17 protein-coding genes are annotated in these 19,261 nt (G+C 71.9%); 6 read left to right on the top strand and 11 right to left on the bottom strand.

The window, feature by feature from the left end:
- The first annotated feature begins 125 nt into the window (after positions 1-125).
- Both ppc and ACMCNO_RS06350 read left to right on the top strand, forming a co-directional pair.
- Positions 126-2,930: a phosphoenolpyruvate carboxylase gene (gene ppc, locus ACMCNO_RS06355; protein ID WP_412748470.1), complete on the top strand. Its 2,805-nt coding sequence runs from the start codon at positions 126-128 to the stop codon at positions 2,928-2,930.
- 726 nt (positions 2,931-3,656) lie between these two features.
- Positions 3,657-3,869 (top strand): type II toxin-antitoxin system HicB family antitoxin, encoded by a 213-nt coding sequence (locus ACMCNO_RS06350; protein ID WP_412748469.1) that lies wholly within the window; start codon positions 3,657-3,659, stop codon positions 3,867-3,869.
- A gap of 22 nt (positions 3,870-3,891) precedes the next feature.
- Here ACMCNO_RS06350 and ACMCNO_RS06345 read toward each other — a convergent pair whose 3' ends face one another.
- The 11 genes from ACMCNO_RS06345 to ACMCNO_RS06295 form a co-directional block, all read right to left on the bottom strand.
- Complete coding sequence (locus tag ACMCNO_RS06345) at positions 3,892-4,656, bottom strand: hypothetical protein (RefSeq protein ID WP_412748468.1); 765 nt, start codon at positions 4,654-4,656, stop codon at positions 3,892-3,894.
- A 46-nt stretch (positions 4,657-4,702) separates the two neighbouring features.
- Positions 4,703-5,101 (bottom strand): VOC family protein, encoded by a 399-nt coding sequence (locus ACMCNO_RS06340; protein ID WP_412748467.1) that lies wholly within the window; start codon positions 5,099-5,101, stop codon positions 4,703-4,705.
- Between the two features lie 34 nt (positions 5,102-5,135).
- Entirely contained in the window at positions 5,136-5,846 is a 711-nt protein-coding gene (locus tag ACMCNO_RS06335; protein ID WP_412748466.1) for an ABC transporter permease subunit, read from the bottom strand.
- Positions 5,846-6,757 (bottom strand): ABC transporter ATP-binding protein, encoded by a 912-nt coding sequence (locus ACMCNO_RS06330; RefSeq protein WP_412748465.1) that lies wholly within the window; start codon positions 6,755-6,757, stop codon positions 5,846-5,848. The genes ACMCNO_RS06335 and ACMCNO_RS06330 overlap by 1 nt, the downstream gene beginning before the upstream one ends.
- Positions 6,754-7,617 (bottom strand): ABC transporter permease, encoded by an 864-nt coding sequence (locus tag ACMCNO_RS06325; protein ID WP_412748464.1) that lies wholly within the window; start codon positions 7,615-7,617, stop codon positions 6,754-6,756. The genes ACMCNO_RS06330 and ACMCNO_RS06325 overlap by 4 nt, the downstream gene beginning before the upstream one ends.
- Positions 7,610-8,521, bottom strand: coding sequence for an ABC transporter ATP-binding protein (locus ACMCNO_RS06320; protein WP_412748463.1), 912 nt, complete (start codon positions 8,519-8,521; stop codon positions 7,610-7,612). Before ACMCNO_RS06320 ends, ACMCNO_RS06325 begins: the two co-directional genes overlap by 8 nt.
- Positions 8,522-8,582: 61 nt before the next feature.
- Positions 8,583-9,227 (bottom strand): hypothetical protein, encoded by a 645-nt coding sequence (locus ACMCNO_RS06315; RefSeq protein ID WP_412748462.1) that lies wholly within the window; start codon positions 9,225-9,227, stop codon positions 8,583-8,585.
- Positions 9,220-10,410, bottom strand: a complete 1,191-nt coding sequence (locus ACMCNO_RS06310) for a hypothetical protein (RefSeq protein WP_412748461.1) — start codon at positions 10,408-10,410, stop codon at positions 9,220-9,222. The genes ACMCNO_RS06315 and ACMCNO_RS06310 overlap by 8 nt, the downstream gene beginning before the upstream one ends.
- Positions 10,411-10,496: 86 nt before the next feature.
- On the bottom strand, positions 10,497-11,219 hold the full coding sequence (locus tag ACMCNO_RS06305) for a hypothetical protein (protein WP_412748460.1): 723 nt from the start codon (positions 11,217-11,219) through the stop codon (positions 10,497-10,499).
- A gap of 19 nt (positions 11,220-11,238) precedes the next feature.
- Positions 11,239-11,583 (bottom strand): hypothetical protein, encoded by a 345-nt coding sequence (locus ACMCNO_RS06300; RefSeq protein ID WP_412748459.1) that lies wholly within the window; start codon positions 11,581-11,583, stop codon positions 11,239-11,241.
- A gap of 101 nt (positions 11,584-11,684) precedes the next feature.
- Positions 11,685-12,986 (bottom strand): glycoside hydrolase family 26 protein, encoded by a 1,302-nt coding sequence (locus ACMCNO_RS06295; protein WP_412748458.1) that lies wholly within the window; start codon positions 12,984-12,986, stop codon positions 11,685-11,687.
- 165 nt (positions 12,987-13,151) lie between these two features.
- On the opposite strand from ACMCNO_RS06295, the gene cysC reads away from it, so the two are divergent.
- From cysC to ACMCNO_RS06275, 4 genes are all read left to right on the top strand, one after another.
- A complete protein-coding gene (cysC, locus tag ACMCNO_RS06290; RefSeq protein ID WP_412753635.1) occupies positions 13,152-14,660 on the top strand; it encodes an adenylyl-sulfate kinase in 1,509 nt (502 codons plus the stop codon).
- Between the two features lie 135 nt (positions 14,661-14,795).
- Positions 14,796-16,664 (top strand): Wzz/FepE/Etk N-terminal domain-containing protein, encoded by a 1,869-nt coding sequence (locus ACMCNO_RS06285; protein ID WP_412748457.1) that lies wholly within the window; start codon positions 14,796-14,798, stop codon positions 16,662-16,664.
- Positions 16,661-18,031 carry an O-antigen ligase family protein gene (locus tag ACMCNO_RS06280; RefSeq protein WP_412748456.1) on the top strand — a complete coding sequence of 457 codons (1,371 nt, stop codon included), beginning with the start codon at positions 16,661-16,663 and terminating at the stop codon, positions 18,029-18,031. The genes ACMCNO_RS06285 and ACMCNO_RS06280 overlap by 4 nt, the downstream gene beginning before the upstream one ends.
- A complete protein-coding gene (locus tag ACMCNO_RS06275; protein ID WP_412748455.1) occupies positions 18,028-19,260 on the top strand; it encodes a hypothetical protein in 1,233 nt (410 codons plus the stop codon). Before ACMCNO_RS06280 ends, ACMCNO_RS06275 begins: the two co-directional genes overlap by 4 nt.
- Position 19,261 lies beyond the last annotated feature (1 nt).

Here is a 19,261-nt window from a genome sequence, read left to right as displayed (position 1 = left end):
GTGAACTCAGCGTTAGGACGTATGAGACTCACCTCAAAACACGCAGCCAGGTCGCGACGCCGATACGATCGGCGGGAAGTCGGGACAGCGCCGTCCACCGCACATCACGCATAAGGAGCGTCCCGGTGAGCGACCTGAACGGCCACCTCGACCCCGACTCGCCAGACTCCCCCGACGCGGCCCTGCGGGCGGACATCCGCCGCATCGGCACGCTGCTCGGCCAGACCCTGGCCCGGCAGGAGGGCCCGCCGCTGCTCGACCTCGTCGAGGAGGTTCGCGCCCTGGTGCGCGCCGACGCCCCGGCCGCCGCGGCCCGGTTGACCGCCCTCGACGTCACCACCGGCACCAAGCTGGCCCGGGCCTTCTCCACGTACTTCCACCTGGCGAACATCACCGAGCAGGTGCACCGCGCCCGCGACCTGCGGCGCCGCCGGGCCCGCAACGGCGGCTGGCTGGACCAGGCCGCGAAGCTGATCGCCGAGCAGGGCGTGCCCGCCGACGAGATCGCGGCCGCCGCCCGCCGCCTCGCGGTGCGCCCGGTCTTCACCGCCCACCCGACCGAGGCGGCCCGCCGCTCGATCCTGTCCAAGCTGCGCCAGGTCGCGGACGCGCTGGACGCCGAGGCCGCCGCCGCGGTGCTGTACGACGCCACGGACACCAGCGCCTCCACCCGCCGCTTCGCCGAACTCATCGACCTGCTGTGGCAGACCGACGAGCTGCGCCTGGACCGGCCGGACCCGACCGACGAGGCCCGCAACGCGGTCTACTACCTCAAGGACCTGTACGCCGAGGCCGCCCCGCAGGTCCTCGACGACCTCGCGGACACGCTGCGCCAGCTCGGCGTGGAGACCGCCCCGACGTCGCGCCCGCTGACGTTCGGCTCGTGGATCGGCGGCGACCGCGACGGGAACCCGTTCGTCACCCCGGCGGTCACCCGGGACGTGCTGATGATCCAGCACGAGCACGGCATCCAGGCCACCGAGGCCGCGATGGACGCGCTCATCGACCAGCTGTCGGTGTCGCGGCGGCTGCGCGGGGTCTCCCTCGACCTGTCCGCCAGCCTCGCCAAGGATCTGGACAACCTGCCCGAGGTGGCGCCCCGCTTCCGGCGCACCAATGCCGAGGAGCCGTACCGGCTCAAGGTGCGCTGCATCCGGGCCAAGCTGGGCAACACCCGGCAGCGGCTGCAGCACGGCACCGCGCACGTGCCGGGCCGCGACTACCTGGGCAGCCACGAGCTGATCGCCGACCTGGAGCTGATCCGGGCGTCGCTGGCCCGCAACTCCGGTCAGCTCACCGCGGTCGGCACGGTCGCCTCCGCGATCCGTACGGTGTCCGCGTTCGGCCTGCAACTGGCCACCCTGGACGTCCGCGAGCACGCGGAGAAGCACCACGAGGTGCTGGCCCAGATGTACGCCCGGGTCGGCGAGGTGGACGAGTACGCCACCCTGGACCGGGCCACGCGCACCAAGCTGCTGGCCGACGAGCTGACCGGGCAGCGGCCGCTGGCCAGCGCCGACATCCCGCTGAACGACTCGGCCCGCAAGACCTTCGACGTGTTCCACACCATCCGCGAGGCGCAGGACCGGTTCGGCCCGGAGGTCGTCGAGTCGTACATCATCTCGATGACCCTCGGGGTGGACGACGTCCTCGCGGCGGCCGTGCTGGCCCGCGAGGCCGGGTTGATCGACCTGCACAGCGGGAAGGCCCGGGTCGGGATCGTGCCGCTGCTGGAGACCCCGGCCGAGCTGGACGCCGGTGGCGAGCTGCTCGACCAGATGCTGTCGCTGCCCGCGTACCGGGAGATCGTGCGGGCCCGCGGGGACCTGCAGGAGGTCATGCTCGGCTACTCCGACTCCAACAAGGAGGCGGGCATCACCACCAGCCAGTGGTCGATCCACAAGGCTCAGCGCTCGCTGCGGGACGTGGCCGCCCGGCACGGGGTGCGGCTGCGCCTGTTCCACGGCCGGGGCGGCACGGTCGGCCGGGGCGGTGGCCCCACCCACGAGGCGATCCTGGCGCAGCCGTACGGCACGCTGGACGGCGCGATCAAGGTGACCGAGCAGGGCGAGGTCATCTCGGACAAGTACACGCTGCCCGCGCTGGCCCGGGAGAACCTGGAACTCACGGTCGCCGCGGTGCTGCAGGCGACCCTGCTGCACACCACCTCGTCGGTGGACGCGGCCCGGCTGGAGCGCTTCGACGCCACGATGGACACCGCGTCCGCGGCGGCGTTCCGGGCGTACCGGTCGCTGGTCGAGGATCCGGATCTCGCCGCGTACTTCTGGGCGGCCACCCCGACCGAGCTGCTCGGGGCGCTGAACATCGGCTCGCGCCCGGCGAAGCGCCCGAACGCCGACGCGGGCCTGGGCGGGCTGCGCGCGATCCCGTGGGTGTTCGGCTGGACCCAGACCCGGCAGATCGTCCCGGGCTGGTTCGGCGTGGGCAGCGGGCTGGCCGCGGTGCGCGAGGCGGGCCACGGCGACGTGCTCAAGGAGATGTACGGCGGCTGGCAGTTCTTCCGCACCTTCGTCTCCAACGTGGAGATGATGCTGGCCAAGACGGACCTGTCGATCGCCCGCCGGTACGTGGAGACCCTCGTGCCCGGGCAGCTGCACCCGATCTTCACGAAGATCGAGCAGGAGTACGCGCGTACGGTCGAGCAGATCCTCGCGATCACCGACGGCGACGGCCTGCTGTCCGGCAACCCGCAGCTGGCCCGGACGCTCGGGGTGCGCGACACCTACCTGGAGCCGCTGCACCACCTGCAGGTGGCGCTGCTGCGCCAGTACCGCGACCTCAACGACGCCCAGCGCCAGGTGCCCACCGCGCCGGGCGGACGGCGCGGCCACAGCGACTCGACCGCCCTGGAACGCGCCCTGCTGACCACGGTCAACGGCATCGCCGCCGGCATGCGCAACACCGGCTGATCCCGGCCTCGACACTGGTCCGCTGGAATTCTCGCAGCGGGCCAGTTGCGCTTGAGGCCGCCGCGAGCCGCTGCGCCTCGCGCAGGCTCAGGATCTCGTGCATGACGCCCCTTATGGGCGCGGGTGCCATTGCGCGCGCCGAGCCGCACCCCGGCCCCTTGTCCAGGCGTCCAGTCCGGAGGGTCGTCCCGCCTGGATGTCGCGGTGGAACAGTCAACCCGTACGCCCCGAGCAGAGGGGTCGATGATGGCGACATATGACGACTGGCTCGATGCATACAGCGCCGCCTACGACGCGGCGCCCGGACCATTCAGTCTCCTGTGCCCCAACTGCGGGCGCCAGAGTCTCCGGCTTGTCTTCACCGGGGATCTCGAGCGGATGGTCGGCTACGCCCACTTCTGGTGCGACAGCTGCTTGCAGGGCATAGGTGTCTCCCGCACGAGCATCCCCGACGAGGCAGTCGTCCAGGACATCCATCAACCGCGGGAAGATCGGCAGCCGAGGATTCCGAATTACCTCCTCGTCCAGTGAGCACCTCCAGGGGAGGCATCGTCAGCTGCCGCGGCTTGCGCCCCTGGGCGTTTATCGAAGTCAAAGGTCGACGCCATCGCCGCCGACATGCGCAGCACCGGCTGACGTCGATCGGGCAATGACCCCGGAGGAATCAGTCGCCCCGGGGGTCAAGGAACCTCCCGCGTCCCGAGCCACGACCGATATCTTTGGTCCGTGGCAGAATCACGGACGGTTACCGTGCCGTTCGTCGTCGAGCAGGACGAGGACGGGGTCTGGTGCGTGCACGCCCAGTTGCGTCCCGGCCTCGGTGCGCACGGCGAAGGCGACACCGAAGAAGCGGCCTTGGACGACCTCCGCGAGGCGCTGACGTGCCTCATCGAGGAGTTCGGTATCCCCCGAGAGCTGTCCATCGACGTTGCCGCCTGATGCCGCCACCCCCAGAAGGGTTTCAGCGGTGTGGCTGGGCGTCGCCCGCCTGGTCGGTGCCCCCGAGCAGCCCCCGGAATTCGGCCCATTGCGCGAACGGAAAGCTGCCGTGCTCGGTATTGCGGTTGGAGTAGCACGGGTACTCGCCCCCGAAGACCCAGCCGCGCTCCGGGTCACGGCGCCACGCGTAGTCATCCTCCGGCGCGGCCAGCACCAGCCGCGCCGCGATGCGTTCGGCCTCCGCCCCCTCGAACAGGCCCAGGCGGGTGAACATGGCCGCGACCATGCCCCGCCCGGCGGCCAGCCGCTCCTCGTCGCCCACCCCGTGGCCGACGAAGCGGGCCAGCAGCAGCATCGCCAGCTCCGGCGGGACCTGCTGCCGGTCAGGCTTGGCGGCCATGGCCCGGACCACGGCCCCCAGCTCCTCCCAGCGCAGGCACCACGGGGACCAGCGGGCCTGGTCCCAGTGGCCCAGCTCCCAGAACAGGTGGGTGTCGTAGTCCTCGCCCAGTGCCGCGTACTCGTCCTCGTCGCACTCGTCGATCTCGTCGCTGTTCAGCGACTCCAGGCGCAGCTCGGACAGGCTGACGTCGAAGTACAGCCGCAGGCGCAGCAGCCACGGGCTCAGCGCCGGCATGCCCAGCCGTACGTCGTCGCCGATCAGCTCGGCGATCCGCTCGCTTTCCTCGTCGAGGTCGAAACCGTTCTCGTCGTCGAACACGTAGCAACGCCAGAATTCGGGCGTGCGCATCGTCTCGATCAACGTGTCGTCCTGTCTGCCCGCCATGGCCCGCGAGGCTAGTACGCCCTGACCAGCCCCGGCCAGCCCCGGGTCAGGGACGATGCGCGCCCGAAGCGCCGGGCTGGAAGATCTCGATGAGGTTCCCGGCGGGATCGGCCAGCAGGATCTGCCGCCCACCGGGTCCGCCGACCACCTCGCTGCGGAACGACAGGCCCGCGCCGCCGAGCCGCTCGATCTCCGCGTCCAGGTCGTCCACGATCAGATGGACGCGGTTGCGGCCGGGTTCGGTGGCGTCGTCCGGGGTGGCGCGGGCACCGGAGCTGGCCGGCCCGGACAGCAGCAGCCGCAGCGGGCCCCGCACCACGTCCGCGAACGCGGGCGCGGCATCGGTGTTCACGGTGAAGCCGAAATGGGTGGTGTAGAAGTCGACGGCGGCCTGGACGTCGTCGACGAGGTAGCGGACACTCGCGTACTGGTCGTGCGCTGTCACGGCTGATCCCCCTCTTCGGTGCGTGCGGACAGGGTCAACTCGTCTCACCGGCCATGCTGAAGCTGCGCAGGCGGTCGATCGCCGCCAGGGTGCAGCCGAGCACGAAGATCGCGGACATGATGATCGCCGCGGGCACGCCGACCTTCGCGTCGAGCAGGTCGGTCGGGGTGATCTTGTCGGTGACCGTGATGACGTACTGCTCGATGGAGAGCACCCGGGTGCCGCTGACGAAGCGGGCGAGCAGACCCTCCCACACCAGAATGTAAACCAGGCCGAGCAGCACGGGGCGCCGGGTGAGCAGGCTGATCATCAGAAACAGCGCCGTGTACGCGCACCCGCCGACCGCGGCCCCCGCGGCCAGCGCCAGCCCGAGGCCGGGCGAGTCGGCGAGGGCACCGGCGAGGTACAACGGCACGGTCGTGGTCACCACGGTGACCGCGACGGCCACCCCGAACTTGGCCAGCACGATCTCGCGGCGCGGCAGCGGCTTCGTCAGGATGTGCACGATCGTGCCGTCGTCCACCTCGGAGCCGAGCACCCCGGTGCCGACGATGAGCGCGGTGACCGGCAGCATCACGGCCAACCCGAGGCCGACGATGACGGGTTCGCCCCAGTGCAGGGGATTCAGGTCGTACGCCCGGCACAGCAGGGCGAGGCCGACCAGCAGCACCGGCAGCGGCAGCAGGAGCAGGACCCGGCGGCGCCCGAACAGGCCGCGGGCGGTGATCCAGGCAACGGTCGACATCACGCCTCCAGCAGGTAGGAGAAGACGCTCTCCAGGGACTCGTCGGACGGCAGGAGGCGGCGCAGCCGGATCCCCTCGGCCAGGGCGATGCGCGGCAGCGCGCGGGTGAAACTGCCGTAGTCGGACGCCCGTACGCTCAGGCCGTTGGCGTCGATCTCGACGCCGCTGACGGACTTCTCCGCGATCAGCGCGACCGCCAGGCGGCGGTCGTCGGACGACTGCACCGCGAACAGGTGCGGCCGGTTGGTCATCAGCCGCCGGATCCGCCGGTAGTCGCCGGACGCGGCCAGCCGCCCGGCCACGATGACCTGGACCGTGCCGGAGACCTGCTCGACCTCCTCCAGGATGTGCGAGCTGAACAGGATCGTGTGGCCGCGGTCGCCGAGCGTGTGCAGCAGGTCCATCATGTGCATCCGCTGCCGCGGGTCCATGCCGTTGAACGGCTCGTCCAGCAGCAGCACCTGCGGCTCGTGGACCAGCGCCGCGGCGACCCGGGTCCGCTGGCGCATGCCCTTGGAGTACGTCTCGATCCGCCGGTCCTGCGCGTCGGTCATCTCGACCAGTTCGAGGGCCCGGGTGGCCGCGGCGCGCGGGTCGGCCAGCCTGTGCATCTTTGCGCTGGCCAGCACGAAGTCCCACGCGGTGAGGAAGCCGTGCACGGCTTCGCGCTCGTTGACCAGGCCGAGTTTGCGGTACACGTCGGGGTGGCGCCAGGTCGGCGCACCGTCGACCGTGACCGTGCCACGCGACGGCGCCAGGAAACCGGCCATCATGTGCAGCACGGTGGTCTTGCCCGCGCCGTTGGGGCCGAGCAGGCCGGTGACCCCGGCGTCGAGGGTCATGCTGATGTCGTTGACCGCGACCACGTTGCCGTACCAGCGGGAGACGTTGTGCAGCTCGATGGTGCTCACAGGGAGGCCACCTTCCGGTAGCGGGCCAGTAGCAGCAGCAGGCAGGCGGCGATCAGGGTGACCGCCGCGATGGCGTACACCGGGCCGAAGCGGCCGATGTCGAGGCCGGCGCGGGTGGACGGGATCAGCCAGGTGCCCACGCCGGTGACCAGGGACATGGGGCTGGCCAGTCCGGCCAGCTCCTGGGCGGTGCGCGACGGCAGGATGGACAGCACGCCGACGACCGGGGTGGTCATGAGGAAGACCGCGACGATGCCGCCCGCGGCGAACGCCCGCTTGCCGGTGAGCGACGCGATCAGCAGCGCGATGGACGCGAAGACCAGCGCCCACAGCGCGCTGTGCGCCCACCCGCCGAGCAGGTCGCCCAGTTCGTCCCACACCCCGCGGAATCCGTCCTTCGTGGTGAAGGCGGCGCCCAGGAACATGATGAACTGGGGTACGCCGAGCAGCAGCCACACCGCGGAGACCAGGGCGGCGAACTTCGCCCCGAGGTAGTCGGCGGCGCGCAACGGCCGGCTGAAGTACAGCGGCAGCACCCCCGCGTGCAGGTCGCGGGAGACCAGTTCCGGCGCGACGATCGCGACGAAGAAGATGATCAGCCAGCTGATCCGGTCCGCGAACTCGGCGTAGCTGAGTACCGTCTGGCCGATCTGGGAGCGGACGGCGGCGAGGATGATCGCGACGATGAGCGCGATGCCGGCGACCATCCAGGGGAAGATCTTCGCCTTGGCGGTACGACCGAAGCCGAACGCGGTCCGCAGGCCGTGCCCGTAGATCGCGCCCAGCACGTGGCCGCGGCCGTGCCGGGGACCGGTGTAGCGCTGGTACCCGATGTCGTGGATGACGCTGCCCTCAGACATCGGCGGTCTCCTTGGCGGCGAAGAGCTCGGCGACGCGGTGGCGCCGCTGGTCGAGGCGGTGCAGGGGCAGGTCCAGGTCGGCCACGCAGCGCAGGATGCGGTCGTACGTGTCCTCGGTGTCCAGGGGTACGAGCAGCAGTCGTCCGTCCTGGCGTACCGGCAGGCCCAGGGCGGTCAGCGCCGCGGCGAGCTCCTCCGTACCGTCGCTGACCTCGACCGCCAGCACGTCGCTGGCCGTGGTCATCGCGGAGATGGTGTCGGCGCGCAGCAGCCGGCCGCCCTCGATGGCGATCAGCGAGTCGCAGATGCGCTCCACCTCGCCGAGCAGGTGCGAGCAGACCACCACGGAGATGCCGAACTCGGTGCCGATGCGGTGCACCAGGTTGAGCATCGCGTCGCGCCCGGCCGGGTCGAGGCCGTTGGTGGGCTCGTCCAGCAGCAGCAGGTCGGGGTCGTGCACCAGCGCCTGGGCCAGCTTGACCCGCTGCTTCATGCCGGTGGAGTAGCCGCCGATCTGCCGGTACCGCTCCTCGTAGAGCCCGACGTGGCGCAGCGCCTCGGAGGCGCGTTCGCGGGCGGCGGTGCGCGGCAGGCCGCTGATCCGGCCGAGGTGGGTGACGAACTCCGCCGCGGACAGGTCCGGGGGCAGGCAGTCGTGCTCCGGCATGTAGCCGACCCGGGCGCGGACCCGGTCGGTGTCGCGGGTCGGATCGAGGTCGAAGACCCGCACGCTGCCGCTGGTCGGCGCGAGCAGACCCAGCATGATCTTGATGAAGGTGGACTTGCCGGCGCCGTTCGCGCCGACCAGCCCGATGACGCCGGGTTCGACAGCCACGGTCAGGTCGGCGAGCGCGGTCACCGGACCGTACGTCTTGGTCAACCCTTGGGTTGCGATGAGGCTCACCGGCACAGCGTAGGGACTGGCGGCTCCCAGTGGATCAGGTGAAACCCCGTAAGGCGCGGTGTCACCCGAGCAGCGCGTCCAGCGGATCAGCCTCGGGCGGCGGCACGAAGGCGACCCCGGCGGCCATCGCGACCACCATGGCCCGGTACTGCGGGCCGTGCTCGGCGAACGGGGTGGACGCCTCGATCGTCACCAGCCGGTCACCCGCTGGGGACGGCACGAACGCCTCCAGCTGCCACACCGGCACCTCCGTACCCGCGGCGAGGACGTGCTGGCCCGGGATCGCCGGACCGGGCAGGCTCAGCGTGTGCTCGACGAAGGCGACCGGTCCGTTCGGCAGGTCGACGATGTCGGCGTTGCCGGTCTCCCGCGCCCGCGCCTTGCCGATCAGCAGGTCGCGCAGCACGAGCCGGGGGTTGCGCTCGCCCGGGAAGTCCAGCACGGTCACCACCAGCGACGACGTGATCAGCTGGTCGTTGAGCACGGAGCGGTGGCGGCCGACGCCGCAGTAGACGGCCCGGCGCCGAGCGAGCGCCTCCAGGTAGGTGGAGAGCGAGTCGAGCACGACGTCGCCCGCCTGCCGCTGGTCCGTGGTGCCGAGTTCGTCGATCAGGCGGCGGGTGACGTCGATCGTCTCGGGGACGTCTTCCAGCGGGAGTTCGGCGTACCCGTCGGGGATGGACAGCCAGACCGGGTTCTCAGTCATCGCCGCCACCGGTCACCCCGTCCCAGGCCGTGGTGACCGTCTTCTTCGCCGAACCGACCGACTTGTTGACGAAGTTCAGCCCATCTGCGATGGCGCCGTCGAGATGTCTCGCATTCGGCTCGAGCACCCTGATGGATTCCAGGGCCTCACCCATCTTCGGGACCTTGGCGACCTGCTTCATCACCCAGCCAGGATCGTGCGCCACGCTGCTGCCGATCTCGACGATCGTCGGGAAACCGCGGGCGCCCTCGGCGAACAGCTCACTGCCCGCCTTGACCGACTTGGTTGCCACGCCGACCCCCGGCACCAGGCCGATCACGTCGCCGCCGACCTGAATCAGTGAGCCCCAGTTGCCGGAGAAGCCGCCGTGCAGGATCTCGCCGAGGTCGCCGCGGACCTTCGGGTCGGCGAGGCTGGTGGCCAGCGCTCCGGCCCCGGCGACCAGGGAGACGCCGAGTGCGATCGCGTCGATCGGGGGCGGCGTGCACAGGGCGATCAGACCGGAGACCGCCGAGACGGTGCTCAGCACGGAGTGGATGTCGTCGAGGTGCTCGGACACCCAGTCGCCGACCGCGGACACCCCGTGCGAGATGCTGTTCCCGATCCGGCTCAGCAGGCCCGGCTTGTGCGGCGCGAACTCGGCCGCGTGCTTCAGCTCATCCGCCGCCCGGCTGGACGTCTCGTCCCACTCGTCCTGCAGGTCGCGAGCCTTCTTGCGGATTCTCTCCAGTTCGTCGTCGGCGGCGTTCAGGTCGTTGTTCGCGTTGCGCAACGTCAGCGTCGCGGAGTCCAGCCGCCGCTGCGCGCTCTGCAGCTCGGTTTCGGTGTCGAAATACTGTCCGGCGAGCCGCAGGTCAGGGTTGTCGGCCGCCTGCTGCTGCCGGGACTGGGCCGCCGCCAGCCGCTGGGTGGCCTGCGCAGCCTCCTGCTCCAGGGCTGCCGCGCGCCGCCGGTAATCGCCAAGGGCGGTCCCCCAGCCGCGCAGCGTGGTCACCGCCTGGTTCAGCGACTGGTTGGCCTTGCTCAGGTCCTCGATCAGCGTGGAGTTCAGGTGCTGCCGGAACGCGTCACCGGCCGAACCCCGCCACACCGCCGAGTTGTCGTTGCGCAGCTGGTTCATCAGGTCGTTCGCCTGCTGCATCGACGTCGCCGCGGTGCTGATCCGCTGCTGCAGCGCCGACACGCTGTCCACCGACCCCGGACACGGATCAAAACCCAAATTCGGGTACGCGGTGCTTGCCCCCATTGAGGTAATCCCCTTCCCGTGGTTCAGCGGGATCTGCCGAATCGCGGCGGGCCGCCGGGCCGGTACAGCCGCGCCTCTGACGCGAACGGCGCCTTTGTCCCCGGCTTGTCCGGCTGGTCGATACACCAGATGCGGTATTTGTCCAGCAGGTCGAGATCAACGAACTGGTACGGCGGAGGCAACGAGTCGGCGCTACCTGAGCGCAACGCCGCGATCCCGTCCCGCAGCACCCCGTTGTTCAGCCAGGGATTCCAGGTGAACCGGATGGAGTCGGCCCCGCCGCCGGGTGGCCGGTAGACGCCGATCGTCGCCGGGTTGCCGGCGAACTCGAGCGTGCCGCCCGGCTGCATGATGGCCTCAGGCCGCTCGTACACCTTGCCGTCGAACTTGCGCAGTTGAGACTGTGCGTAGAACTCGCCCAGCCGCTGCCCGCTGTGCGGATCGATCACCTGGAACCGGTCGTCGTCGTGCTGCCAGTGGTACGACTCCCATGCCTCGAACGAGATCAACGCCTTCCACCCGGTCTGCTCCGCCTGCCAGCGACCCCACCGGTAGTTCAGTCGCTGCCACGGCAGCGACGCCAGCAGGGACCACGTGTCGAGCGCGTTGGCCAGGGCCAGCTTGTCGCGTTTGTCGCCGGACGCCGCCACGGCCTCGAGCGCACGCAGCTCGGCGTCGAGTGCCGCAGCCAGATCCGGCTCTGTCGCCAGGGCGGAATCCGGCCGGATCCGATCAGGGGGTGCCATCTGCCAAGCTCCTGACGTGCTAGCCGCGGGCGTGGTTGAGCTGGGCACCAGCCTGGTCGATGATGTCGAGCGGCTGCTTCAGCGTGCGCACGGCGTCGGACACCGCCTGGTCCGTCCCGGTGTACGCCTGGTGCACCTCGCGGACCGCATCCGTGGTCTCGGCTACCAGCTCGCCGAGCTGCTTCGCGCCGTACTCCCAGCTGTGCTGGAAGTCCCCGGCCGCGTCGTTGAGCTTGCCGTTGCCGAGCTGCGTGTCGTTGCCGGACAGCAGCTTCGGCAGGTCGGCGAGCTGCTGCTGCGCCTGCTTGAGGGTCGCGACGTACCGGGCGAGCGTGTCCAGCTCGACCTGAAAGAACTCCGCCATGTCCCTGACCAGCCCCGCCCGTCGCCGTTGGGAAGGGCAGCACGCTACCAGAGCCCGGCGCCGCGCGCGGCCCCGTCGATTTCGGCGCTCGGCGCGCCGGGCTAGGACCGCCCGGTGTTGACCTGGAACACCGGTAGCTGCCCGAGCTGCCGGTACGCCGCCAGCGCGGACGGGTTCGCGTCCACCCGGGAGTCCCGCTTGTCCTGGTTGTGCGGGGTCTCGAAGTACACCATCGCGCGGATCCGGGGGAAACGCCTGATCTGCATGCCCACCTCCCGGAAGAACGCGGCCTGGTAACCGGGGTTGCGACTGGAGGCCCACACGCCCCATTCGGCGACCATCAGCGGCTTGCTGGGATGTTTGCGGGTGGCCCAGGCGTAGAAGCCGGGCCAGGTGGGGCGGGCCGAGGACTGGCGGTTCAGCATCTCGGTGAGGTCGCCGTGGCCGTAGCCGGGGTCGCTGTAGGAGTACGAGTCCATGCCGATCCAGTCGACCACGTCGTCGCCGGGGTACATGTCGTCGAACCAGGTGGTGTGCGGCACGTACGCCATGTGCACGAGCACCGTGACGAGGTTGGTCACCCCGTGGGCGCGCAGCCGCTGCACGACGTGCCGGTACATCGCGGCGTAGTCCTTTGCGGTGTACCCCGAGCCGGCCCGGGGCCGGACGTTGTCCTCACCCTCGTGGTGCACCGTGAAGTAGAACCGCTCCGGGAACGTCGCCTTGATGTGCGCGGCGAGCCGGTCGAGGAACGCGTCGGTGGCCCGGTCCCCCTTGGCGATCTGCGCCCACGAGGTCTTGTACGGCTTCTTCCAGTTGATCAGCAGCAGCCGCTCCCGCCCGGGTTGGCGGGCGATGGCGATCTCCGCCGGGGTGGGGAACAGCTGCACGATCCCCTGGTGGTACGCGTGGTAGATGTCCTGGTGACGCCCGGTCTTGCGTTCGAAGGACGCGAGCGCCGTGGCGCCGGGGACGTCGGTGAACGCGCCGGGCGCCACACCCCAGAGCACCCCGCAGGTCGGCACCAGCTTGGCGCCCACGCGGCAGCTCCCGCCACCGGCCGGGCGCGGCGCGGGCGCGCCGGTGCCGGCGGCGGCCGAGGTCCCTGCCTTGGTGCGGGGGCCGCGGGAGGTGGCCGGTGCGGCGGCGGCCCCGGCTGCCCCGCCGGTGCGGGCCCGGGTGGTGCCGGGCATCGTGGACTCGCCCGGTCCGGGCAGCACCGGCTCGGCCGCGGGCGACCAGGCCACGCCGGGTCCGGCGACGGTCGGGTCGCCGAGGGCCTCGAACGGGAGTCCAATCTGCTGGACCCCGCCGGTCCAGGCCCAGGCGAGCGTGGTGGTGACCGACAGCGCGAAGGCGGTGGTCAGGCCGGTGAGGTACAGGAACCGGGGACGGCGTATCACGATCGCCGAGTATCGGACCTGAAGTCCGTTTTGTCGACTACCGTCCGATTATTCGGCTGTTCGGGTCGCGCCCTTCCTACCCGGACAGCCCCGCTCGACCCGCGGGATCGCGGCTGCGAAACTGTCCCCTAGTCGGCTCCAGGGGGAAGAACGGTGAACGGTTCGATGCTGCCCGAGGACGTCCTGCGTGACGCGCCGTCGTACACGCCGCGCCCGCACGAACTGGCAGACCTCGAGCTGCTGCTCTCCGGGGCGTACACGCCGCTGACCGGCTTCCTCGGCCGCGCCGACCTCGCGTCGCTGACGCGCCGGGGACGACTGGCCGACGGGACACCGTGGCCGGTCGCGGTGACCCTGGAGGTGCCCGCCGAGGTGGCCCAGGGCCTCGACCTCGGCAACCCGGGCGGCCGCACCATCGTGCTCACCGACCCCGAGGGCGCGCCGGTCGCCGCGCTGGAGGTCACCGACGCGTGGGCGAACACCGGCGGGCAGTGGGGCGTCGGCGGCTCCGTCCAGCGGCTCGGCGACGGCGGGCATGGGCCGTTCCAGCGGCTGCGCCGTACCCCGGAGGAGGTACGCACGCTGCTGCCGCCGGGCCGGGTCCTCGGGGTCATCGCGGACCGGCCGCTGCACCGCCCGCAGCTCGCCCAGATCGCGCACGCCGCCCGCACCCTGGCCGCCCATCTGCTGATCATGATCCCGGTGAGTGGCCCCGGCCCCGACGGGCTGCCGCCCGAGGCGCTGGTCCGCGCGGTCTTCGCCGCCCGCGACCGGATGCCACCCGCCACGATCGTGGCGGTGCCGCTGCTGCCGCGCGGCGACGAGATGCGCGACGCGCTGCTGCGGGCCCGGGTCGCCGGAGCGTACGGCGTGACTCACGTGCTCTCCACCGGCGAGATGCTCTCCGGCGCGGGCCTGCGCGTGCTCGTCCCCCGCGACCTGGCCTACGACAACCGGGACGGGCAGTGGCGCTGGCGCGAGGACATCCCGCCGCGCAACCGGCGGCTCGCCCTCACCCCGCCCGAGATCGCCGACCTGCTCGACCGCGGCTTCCCGCTGCCCGAGTGGCACACCCCGCCCGCGGTCGCCAAGGAACTGGTCCGGGTCCGCCCGCCGCGCCGCCACCGCGGCCTGGTGGTGTTCTTCACCGGCTTCTCCGGCTCCGGCAAGTCGACCGTCGCCCGTGGCCTCGCCGACCACATGCGCGAGAGCGGCGACCGCACCATCACCCTTTTGGACGGCGACGTGGTACGCCGGGAACTCTCCGCGGGGCTGGGCTTCAGCCGCGCCGACCGGGACGCCAACGTGCGCCGCATCGGCTGGGTGGCCGCCGAGATCGCCCGGCACCGGGGCATGGCCGTGGCCTGCCCGATCGCACCGTACGCGGCGGCCCGCGCCGCGGCGCGCGAGATGGCCGCGCTGGCCGGGGCCGGCTTCGTCCTCGTCCACGTGGCCACCCCGCTCGAGGTCTGCGAGCAGCGCGACCGCAAGGGCCTGTACGCCCGCGCCCGCGCCGGGCAGCTGCGCGGCATGACCGGCATCGACGACCCGTACGAGGAACCGACCGACGCGGAGCTGGTGCTGGACACCACCGAGATCACCGTTCCGGAGGCGGTTGAGCTGGTCATGGCACACCTGATGGAGAACGGCTGGGTGGAGCCTAAACACGGATAGATCATTTCTCGGCGCGCGTGAGCAGTTACTGACCGGCGTACCGGCCGTTTACCCCTCAGGGGATAACCACCCGAATGCCGTCAACTCTCACTCACCTGCGAAAGGGCCGCCGAACCGATGGAAGCGACTCGTCCGGTGTCCGCCGACCTCTCGCACTACCTGGGCGTGTTCCGCCGGCACTGGTGGGTCGTGCTCGCCGCAACCGGCCTCGGGATCGGCGCGGGCGCGGGGGTCACCGCCGTCCTGCCCAAGGTGTACGAGTCCAGCACCTCGGTCCTCGTACAGTCGGTGGATCAGGACACCAACGCGCAGGGCGGGCGGACGAAGGCCACCATCAACCTCGACACCGAGGCCCAGCTCGTCGGCTCCGGGGCGGTGGCGACCCGGGCCGCGGAGCTGCTGCGCACCTCGCAGTCGCCGGTCGACCTGGCCCGGTCCGTTTCCGTCGAGGTGCCCGCCAACACCACGGTGCTGGTGATCCAGTACAAGGCGGACACTCCGAAGGGCGCCCAGGCCGGCTCCCACGCGTTCGCCGAGGCGTACCTGCGTAACCGGCAGGAGACCGCGCAGTCCAGCCTCAATGAGCAGATCAAGTCCCTGGCCACAAAGATCAAGCAGCTCAACGAGAACATCTCGACGCTCAACTCGAGGCTGGCCGCGTCCCAGGCCGGCAGCTCCCTGCGCGGCAACCTGGAGAGCCTGCGCAGCAACACGCAGAACCAGCTGAACAACCTGTCCGCGCGGCTCAACGAGCTCACCACCACCACGGTCGGCGCGGGCAGCATCATCAGCGACGCCCGCGAGCCGGACGAGCCGTCCAGCCCCAACCGGATGCTCACGGTGGGCACCGGGGCGATGATCGGGCTGCTGCTCGGCCTGGCCCTGGCGTTCCTGCGGGAGCGCGTCGACGGACGGCTGCGCACCGCGGCCGACGTCCGCGACCGCGCGCGCATTCCCGTCCTGGCCGCGTTGGACGAGCGGACCACCCCGCACTTCGACGACGTGCTCCAGCCGTACGGGCCGGGCGGACGGGTGTTCAACCGGCTGCGCAACGAGGTGCTGGCCAGCCTGCGCCCCGGCGACCAGGTCATCGTGGTGACCGGGGCCAGCCGGGGGTCGGCGTCCACCCTGGTCGCCGCGAACCTGGCGGCCGCGCTGGCCCGTACCGGAAGCGATGTCGTGCTGGTGGGGGCCCACCTGCCGGACAGCGTCGTGGAGGCCGCCCCGCTGGCCCGGATGCTCGGGGTCTCCGCCATCCCGGGCCTGTCCGATCTGCTGGCCGGGCGGATCACCCTGGCCCGGGCGATGCAGCGCACCCCGCGCATCCCGTCCCTGCGGGTGATCACCACGGGTGGGGCGGCCACCGCGGCCGGGCTCATGCAGTCGCAGCGGCTGCGCGACACCCTGGAGACGCTGCGCCGCCAGGCCGGGTACGTGGTCATCGAAGCGCCCTCGACCAACAGCAGCGCGGACGCGCAGAGCCTGGCCAGCCTCGCCGACGCCGCCATCCTCGCGGTCGAGCTGCGCCGCGCCCGGCGCGCCGCCCTGCTCGACGCCGCGGAGCAGCTGCACCGGGTCGGCACCCCGCTGCTCGGCGCGGTGGTCCTGCCGCGGCTGTCCGGGCTGCGCTCCGACGAGGCCAACATGCCGGTGGTGACGCTCAGCCCGGCCGCGGCCGCGGCCGGCGCCGAGCGCACCCAGCCCCGGCCCGACGAGACCGTCGTGCTGGACGCCGACAAGACCCAGCAGCTGCGCCTGCCCACCGGCAAGCCCGGTGCGGCCGGTCCCGCCGTGCCGGTCATTCCCGCCGGGGGAATCGGCAAGGTCGGGCCGTCCGCGACCCGGGAACGCCCGATCGACCTCGGCCCCACCGGCGCCCAGATCCGGCCGCGCCTCGGCTCGGACCACGAGGCCACCGCGATCATCGACCTGAAGCCCGGGGCAACCGCCGCGGCCTCCCCGGACGCCGACACCGCTGACGGCGCGCCGAGCGACGACCGGTGACGCTGGTCGTCGGCCGCGGCACCGGCCCCGCGCACGGCACCACCCCCGCACGGCCGGTACGCCTGCCCGCCTGGCCCGTCGCCGCCCTGCTCGCCGCATATCCGCTGTGGTGGGCGCTCGGCCTCGGCGTGCTGATCTTCCCGGTGCTGGCGGTGCCGATGACGGTGCTGCTGGTACGGCGCCGGGCGGCCGGGCGGCGGCTGCGGCTGCCCCCGGGCGCGCTCTGGTGGGTGCTGTTCCTCGCCGCCGTCGTGATCAGTCTCGCGGCACTGGGCGCCGACCCGGCGGGCACGGTCGCCGACCGTGGCACCAGCCGCCTGCTGGCGGCGTTGTTCAAACTCGGCATGTACCTGTCGCTGACCGTCCTGCTGCTCTACGCGGGCAACCTCACCGACGCGGAACTGCCCCGCAGCCGCCTGGTCCGGCTGCTCGGCGGCCTGTTCGTCGTCACGGTCGCGGGCGGGCTGCTCGGCATGCTGGCGGGGCGGTTCCAGTTCACCTCGCCGGTCGAGTGGCTCCTGCCGGACGACATCCGCGCGAACGGCTTCGTGCAGTCGCTCGTGCACCCGTACGCCGCGCAGATCATGAACCTGGTCGGGGGTGACCGGCCCCGCCCCGCGGCGCCGTGGGGCTACACCAACACCTGGGGCAACAACTTCTGCCTGCTCATCGGCTGGTTCGTGGTCGCGATGTTCGCCCAGCCCGCGCGCGGACTGCGGGACCGGGTGTTCGCGGTGGTCGTCCTCGCGCTGTCCCTGCTGCCCGCGATCTTCTCCCTGAACCGCGGCCTGTGGATCGGGCTCGGCGTGCTGGCCGCGTACGTGGCGCTGCGCTTCGTGCTGGCCGGTCGGCTGTGGATCCTCGGCGCCGTGGCGGTGGCCGCGGTCGGGCTGATCATCGCGCTGGTGGCCACCCCGCTCGGCGACGTCGTCGAGGCCCGCCTCGACAACGGCAAGTCCAACGGGGTGCGCTCGTTCCTCGTCGAGCGGGCCCTGGACGGCTTCGTCGACTCACCCGTCATCGGGTACGGCGGCACCCGCAACACGGCCGGCGGCCGCAACTCCATCACCGTCGGCGAGCGCGCCGACTGCGGCCGTTGCGGCAACTTCACCGTCGGCGGCAACGGCCAGCTCTGGCAGGTGCTGTACTCGCACGGCGCCGTCGGCACGCTCGGCTACCTCGGCTTCTTCACGTACGGGCTGTGGCGCTTCCGGCGCGACCGCACCGCGATCGGCATCGCCGGCAGCGCCGCGATCGTCACGTCGTTCTCCGCCATGCTCTGGTACAACGCGCTCGTCACCCCTCTGGCCTTCATCTTCCTGGCCTACGCGCTGCTGTGGCGCAACGAGACAGAGGGGCGACCATGAGTCCAGTCAAGACAGCCCCGGCGGAGTTGACCGCCGGGGACGCAGCACTGCGCGCCCAGTACCTGACCGAGGTGCTCGGCTTGCTCTACCCACCGCCGTGCGCGGCCCACCACGGCCGCGCCACCGGCGAAACCATCACCGAGTACGTGGTCGTCCCGGACGCGCGCCGCCCGCGGCTGCTCGTGCCGACCGCGCGGAAGGTCGCGGCCGCCGCCGTCCGCCGGTACGCGGAGCCGCAGTCGCGCGCCGCCCGGCTCAAGCGGGAGGCGGTGGTCGCCGCGCTGCGCACCGGCGCGTCCGGGCTGTTGCTGCGCGACCGGATCCGGGTGACCGGGCCGGTCGAGGAGAGCATCGACGGTCACCTGCGGGAGGCGCTCGGCCGCGAGTTGTCGGTGAGCATCCACATCGGGCCCGCCCGGGCCAACCGCAAGCCGGTGTTGCAGTTGATCAGCCCGGCCGGGGAGACGTTCGGCTTCGGCAAGCTCGGCACCGGCCCGCTCACCCAGCGCCTGGTCCGGGAGGAGACCAACGCGCTGGTGGCGCTCGGCGTCGCGGGACTGAGCAAGCTGACCGTGCCCCGGGTGCTGCACGCCGGGCAGTGGCGGGGGCTGCAGGTGCTGGTGCAGTCCGCGCTGCCGGTGTGGCTGCCCCGCGCGCCGCTGAGCCCGCGCCGGCTGGCCGCCGCGATGCTCGACGTCGCCGGGTGCTGCGGGTACTTCACCGCCACCCTGACCGGCAGCGCGTACTGGGGTGAGGTGCGGGCCCGCCTGGCCGCCGTGGCCGACCGGGCGGAGGGCCGGGCCCTGGCCACCGCGGCCGACCTGCTGGCCGGGCGGGCCGGCGGCACGATGCTGCGCTTCGGCGCGTGGCACGGCGACTGGGCGCCGTGGAACATGGCGAACCTGACCGACGCGCTGCTGGTGTGGGACTGGGAACGGTTCGCCACCGGGGTGCCGGTGGGCTTCGACGCGGTGCACTACGAGCTGCAGCGGCGTATCCAGGCCGACGGCGACGCCGCCGGGGCGGTGGACGCGACCGTGCGCCGCGCCGGGGAGCTGCTGGCCCCGTTCGGTCTGGCCTCCGAGGTACGCGAACTGACCGCGCTGCTGTACCTCGTCGACCTGGCCACCCGATACCTGACCGACCGCCAGGCCGAGGCCGGCGCCCGGCTGGGCGTGCTCGGGACCTGGCTGCTCCCGGTGCTGATCCGCCGGGTGGAGGAGCTCTGAC

The sequence above is a fragment of the Krasilnikovia sp. M28-CT-15 genome, assembly GCF_047159595.1.
Lineage (GTDB): Bacteria > Actinomycetota > Actinomycetes > Mycobacteriales > Micromonosporaceae > Actinoplanes.
Note: the sequence above shows the minus strand (reverse complement) of the source record. Positions and strands in the feature narration are given on the sequence as shown.

Excerpts from the sequence above, each read along its gene's own strand:
- cysC (WP_412753635.1), top strand. The coding sequence starts at position 13,152 with ATGCTGCCCGAGGACGTCCTGCGTGACGCGCCGTCGTACACGCCGCGC.
- ACMCNO_RS06305 (WP_412748460.1), bottom strand. The coding sequence starts at position 11,219 with ATGGCACCCCCTGATCGGATCCGGCCGGATTCCGCCCTGGCGACAGAG.
- ACMCNO_RS06335 (WP_412748466.1), bottom strand. The coding sequence starts at position 5,846 with ATGTCGACCGTTGCCTGGATCACCGCCCGCGGCCTGTTCGGGCGCCGC.
- ACMCNO_RS06325 (WP_412748464.1), bottom strand. The coding sequence starts at position 7,617 with ATGTCTGAGGGCAGCGTCATCCACGACATCGGGTACCAGCGCTACACC.
- ACMCNO_RS06315 (WP_412748462.1), bottom strand. The coding sequence starts at position 9,227 with ATGACTGAGAACCCGGTCTGGCTGTCCATCCCCGACGGGTACGCCGAA.
- ACMCNO_RS06345 (WP_412748468.1), bottom strand. The coding sequence starts at position 4,656 with ATGGCGGGCAGACAGGACGACACGTTGATCGAGACGATGCGCACGCCC.
- ACMCNO_RS06275 (WP_412748455.1), top strand. The coding sequence starts at position 18,028 with ATGAGTCCAGTCAAGACAGCCCCGGCGGAGTTGACCGCCGGGGACGCA.
- ACMCNO_RS06300 (WP_412748459.1), bottom strand. The coding sequence starts at position 11,583 with ATGGCGGAGTTCTTTCAGGTCGAGCTGGACACGCTCGCCCGGTACGTC.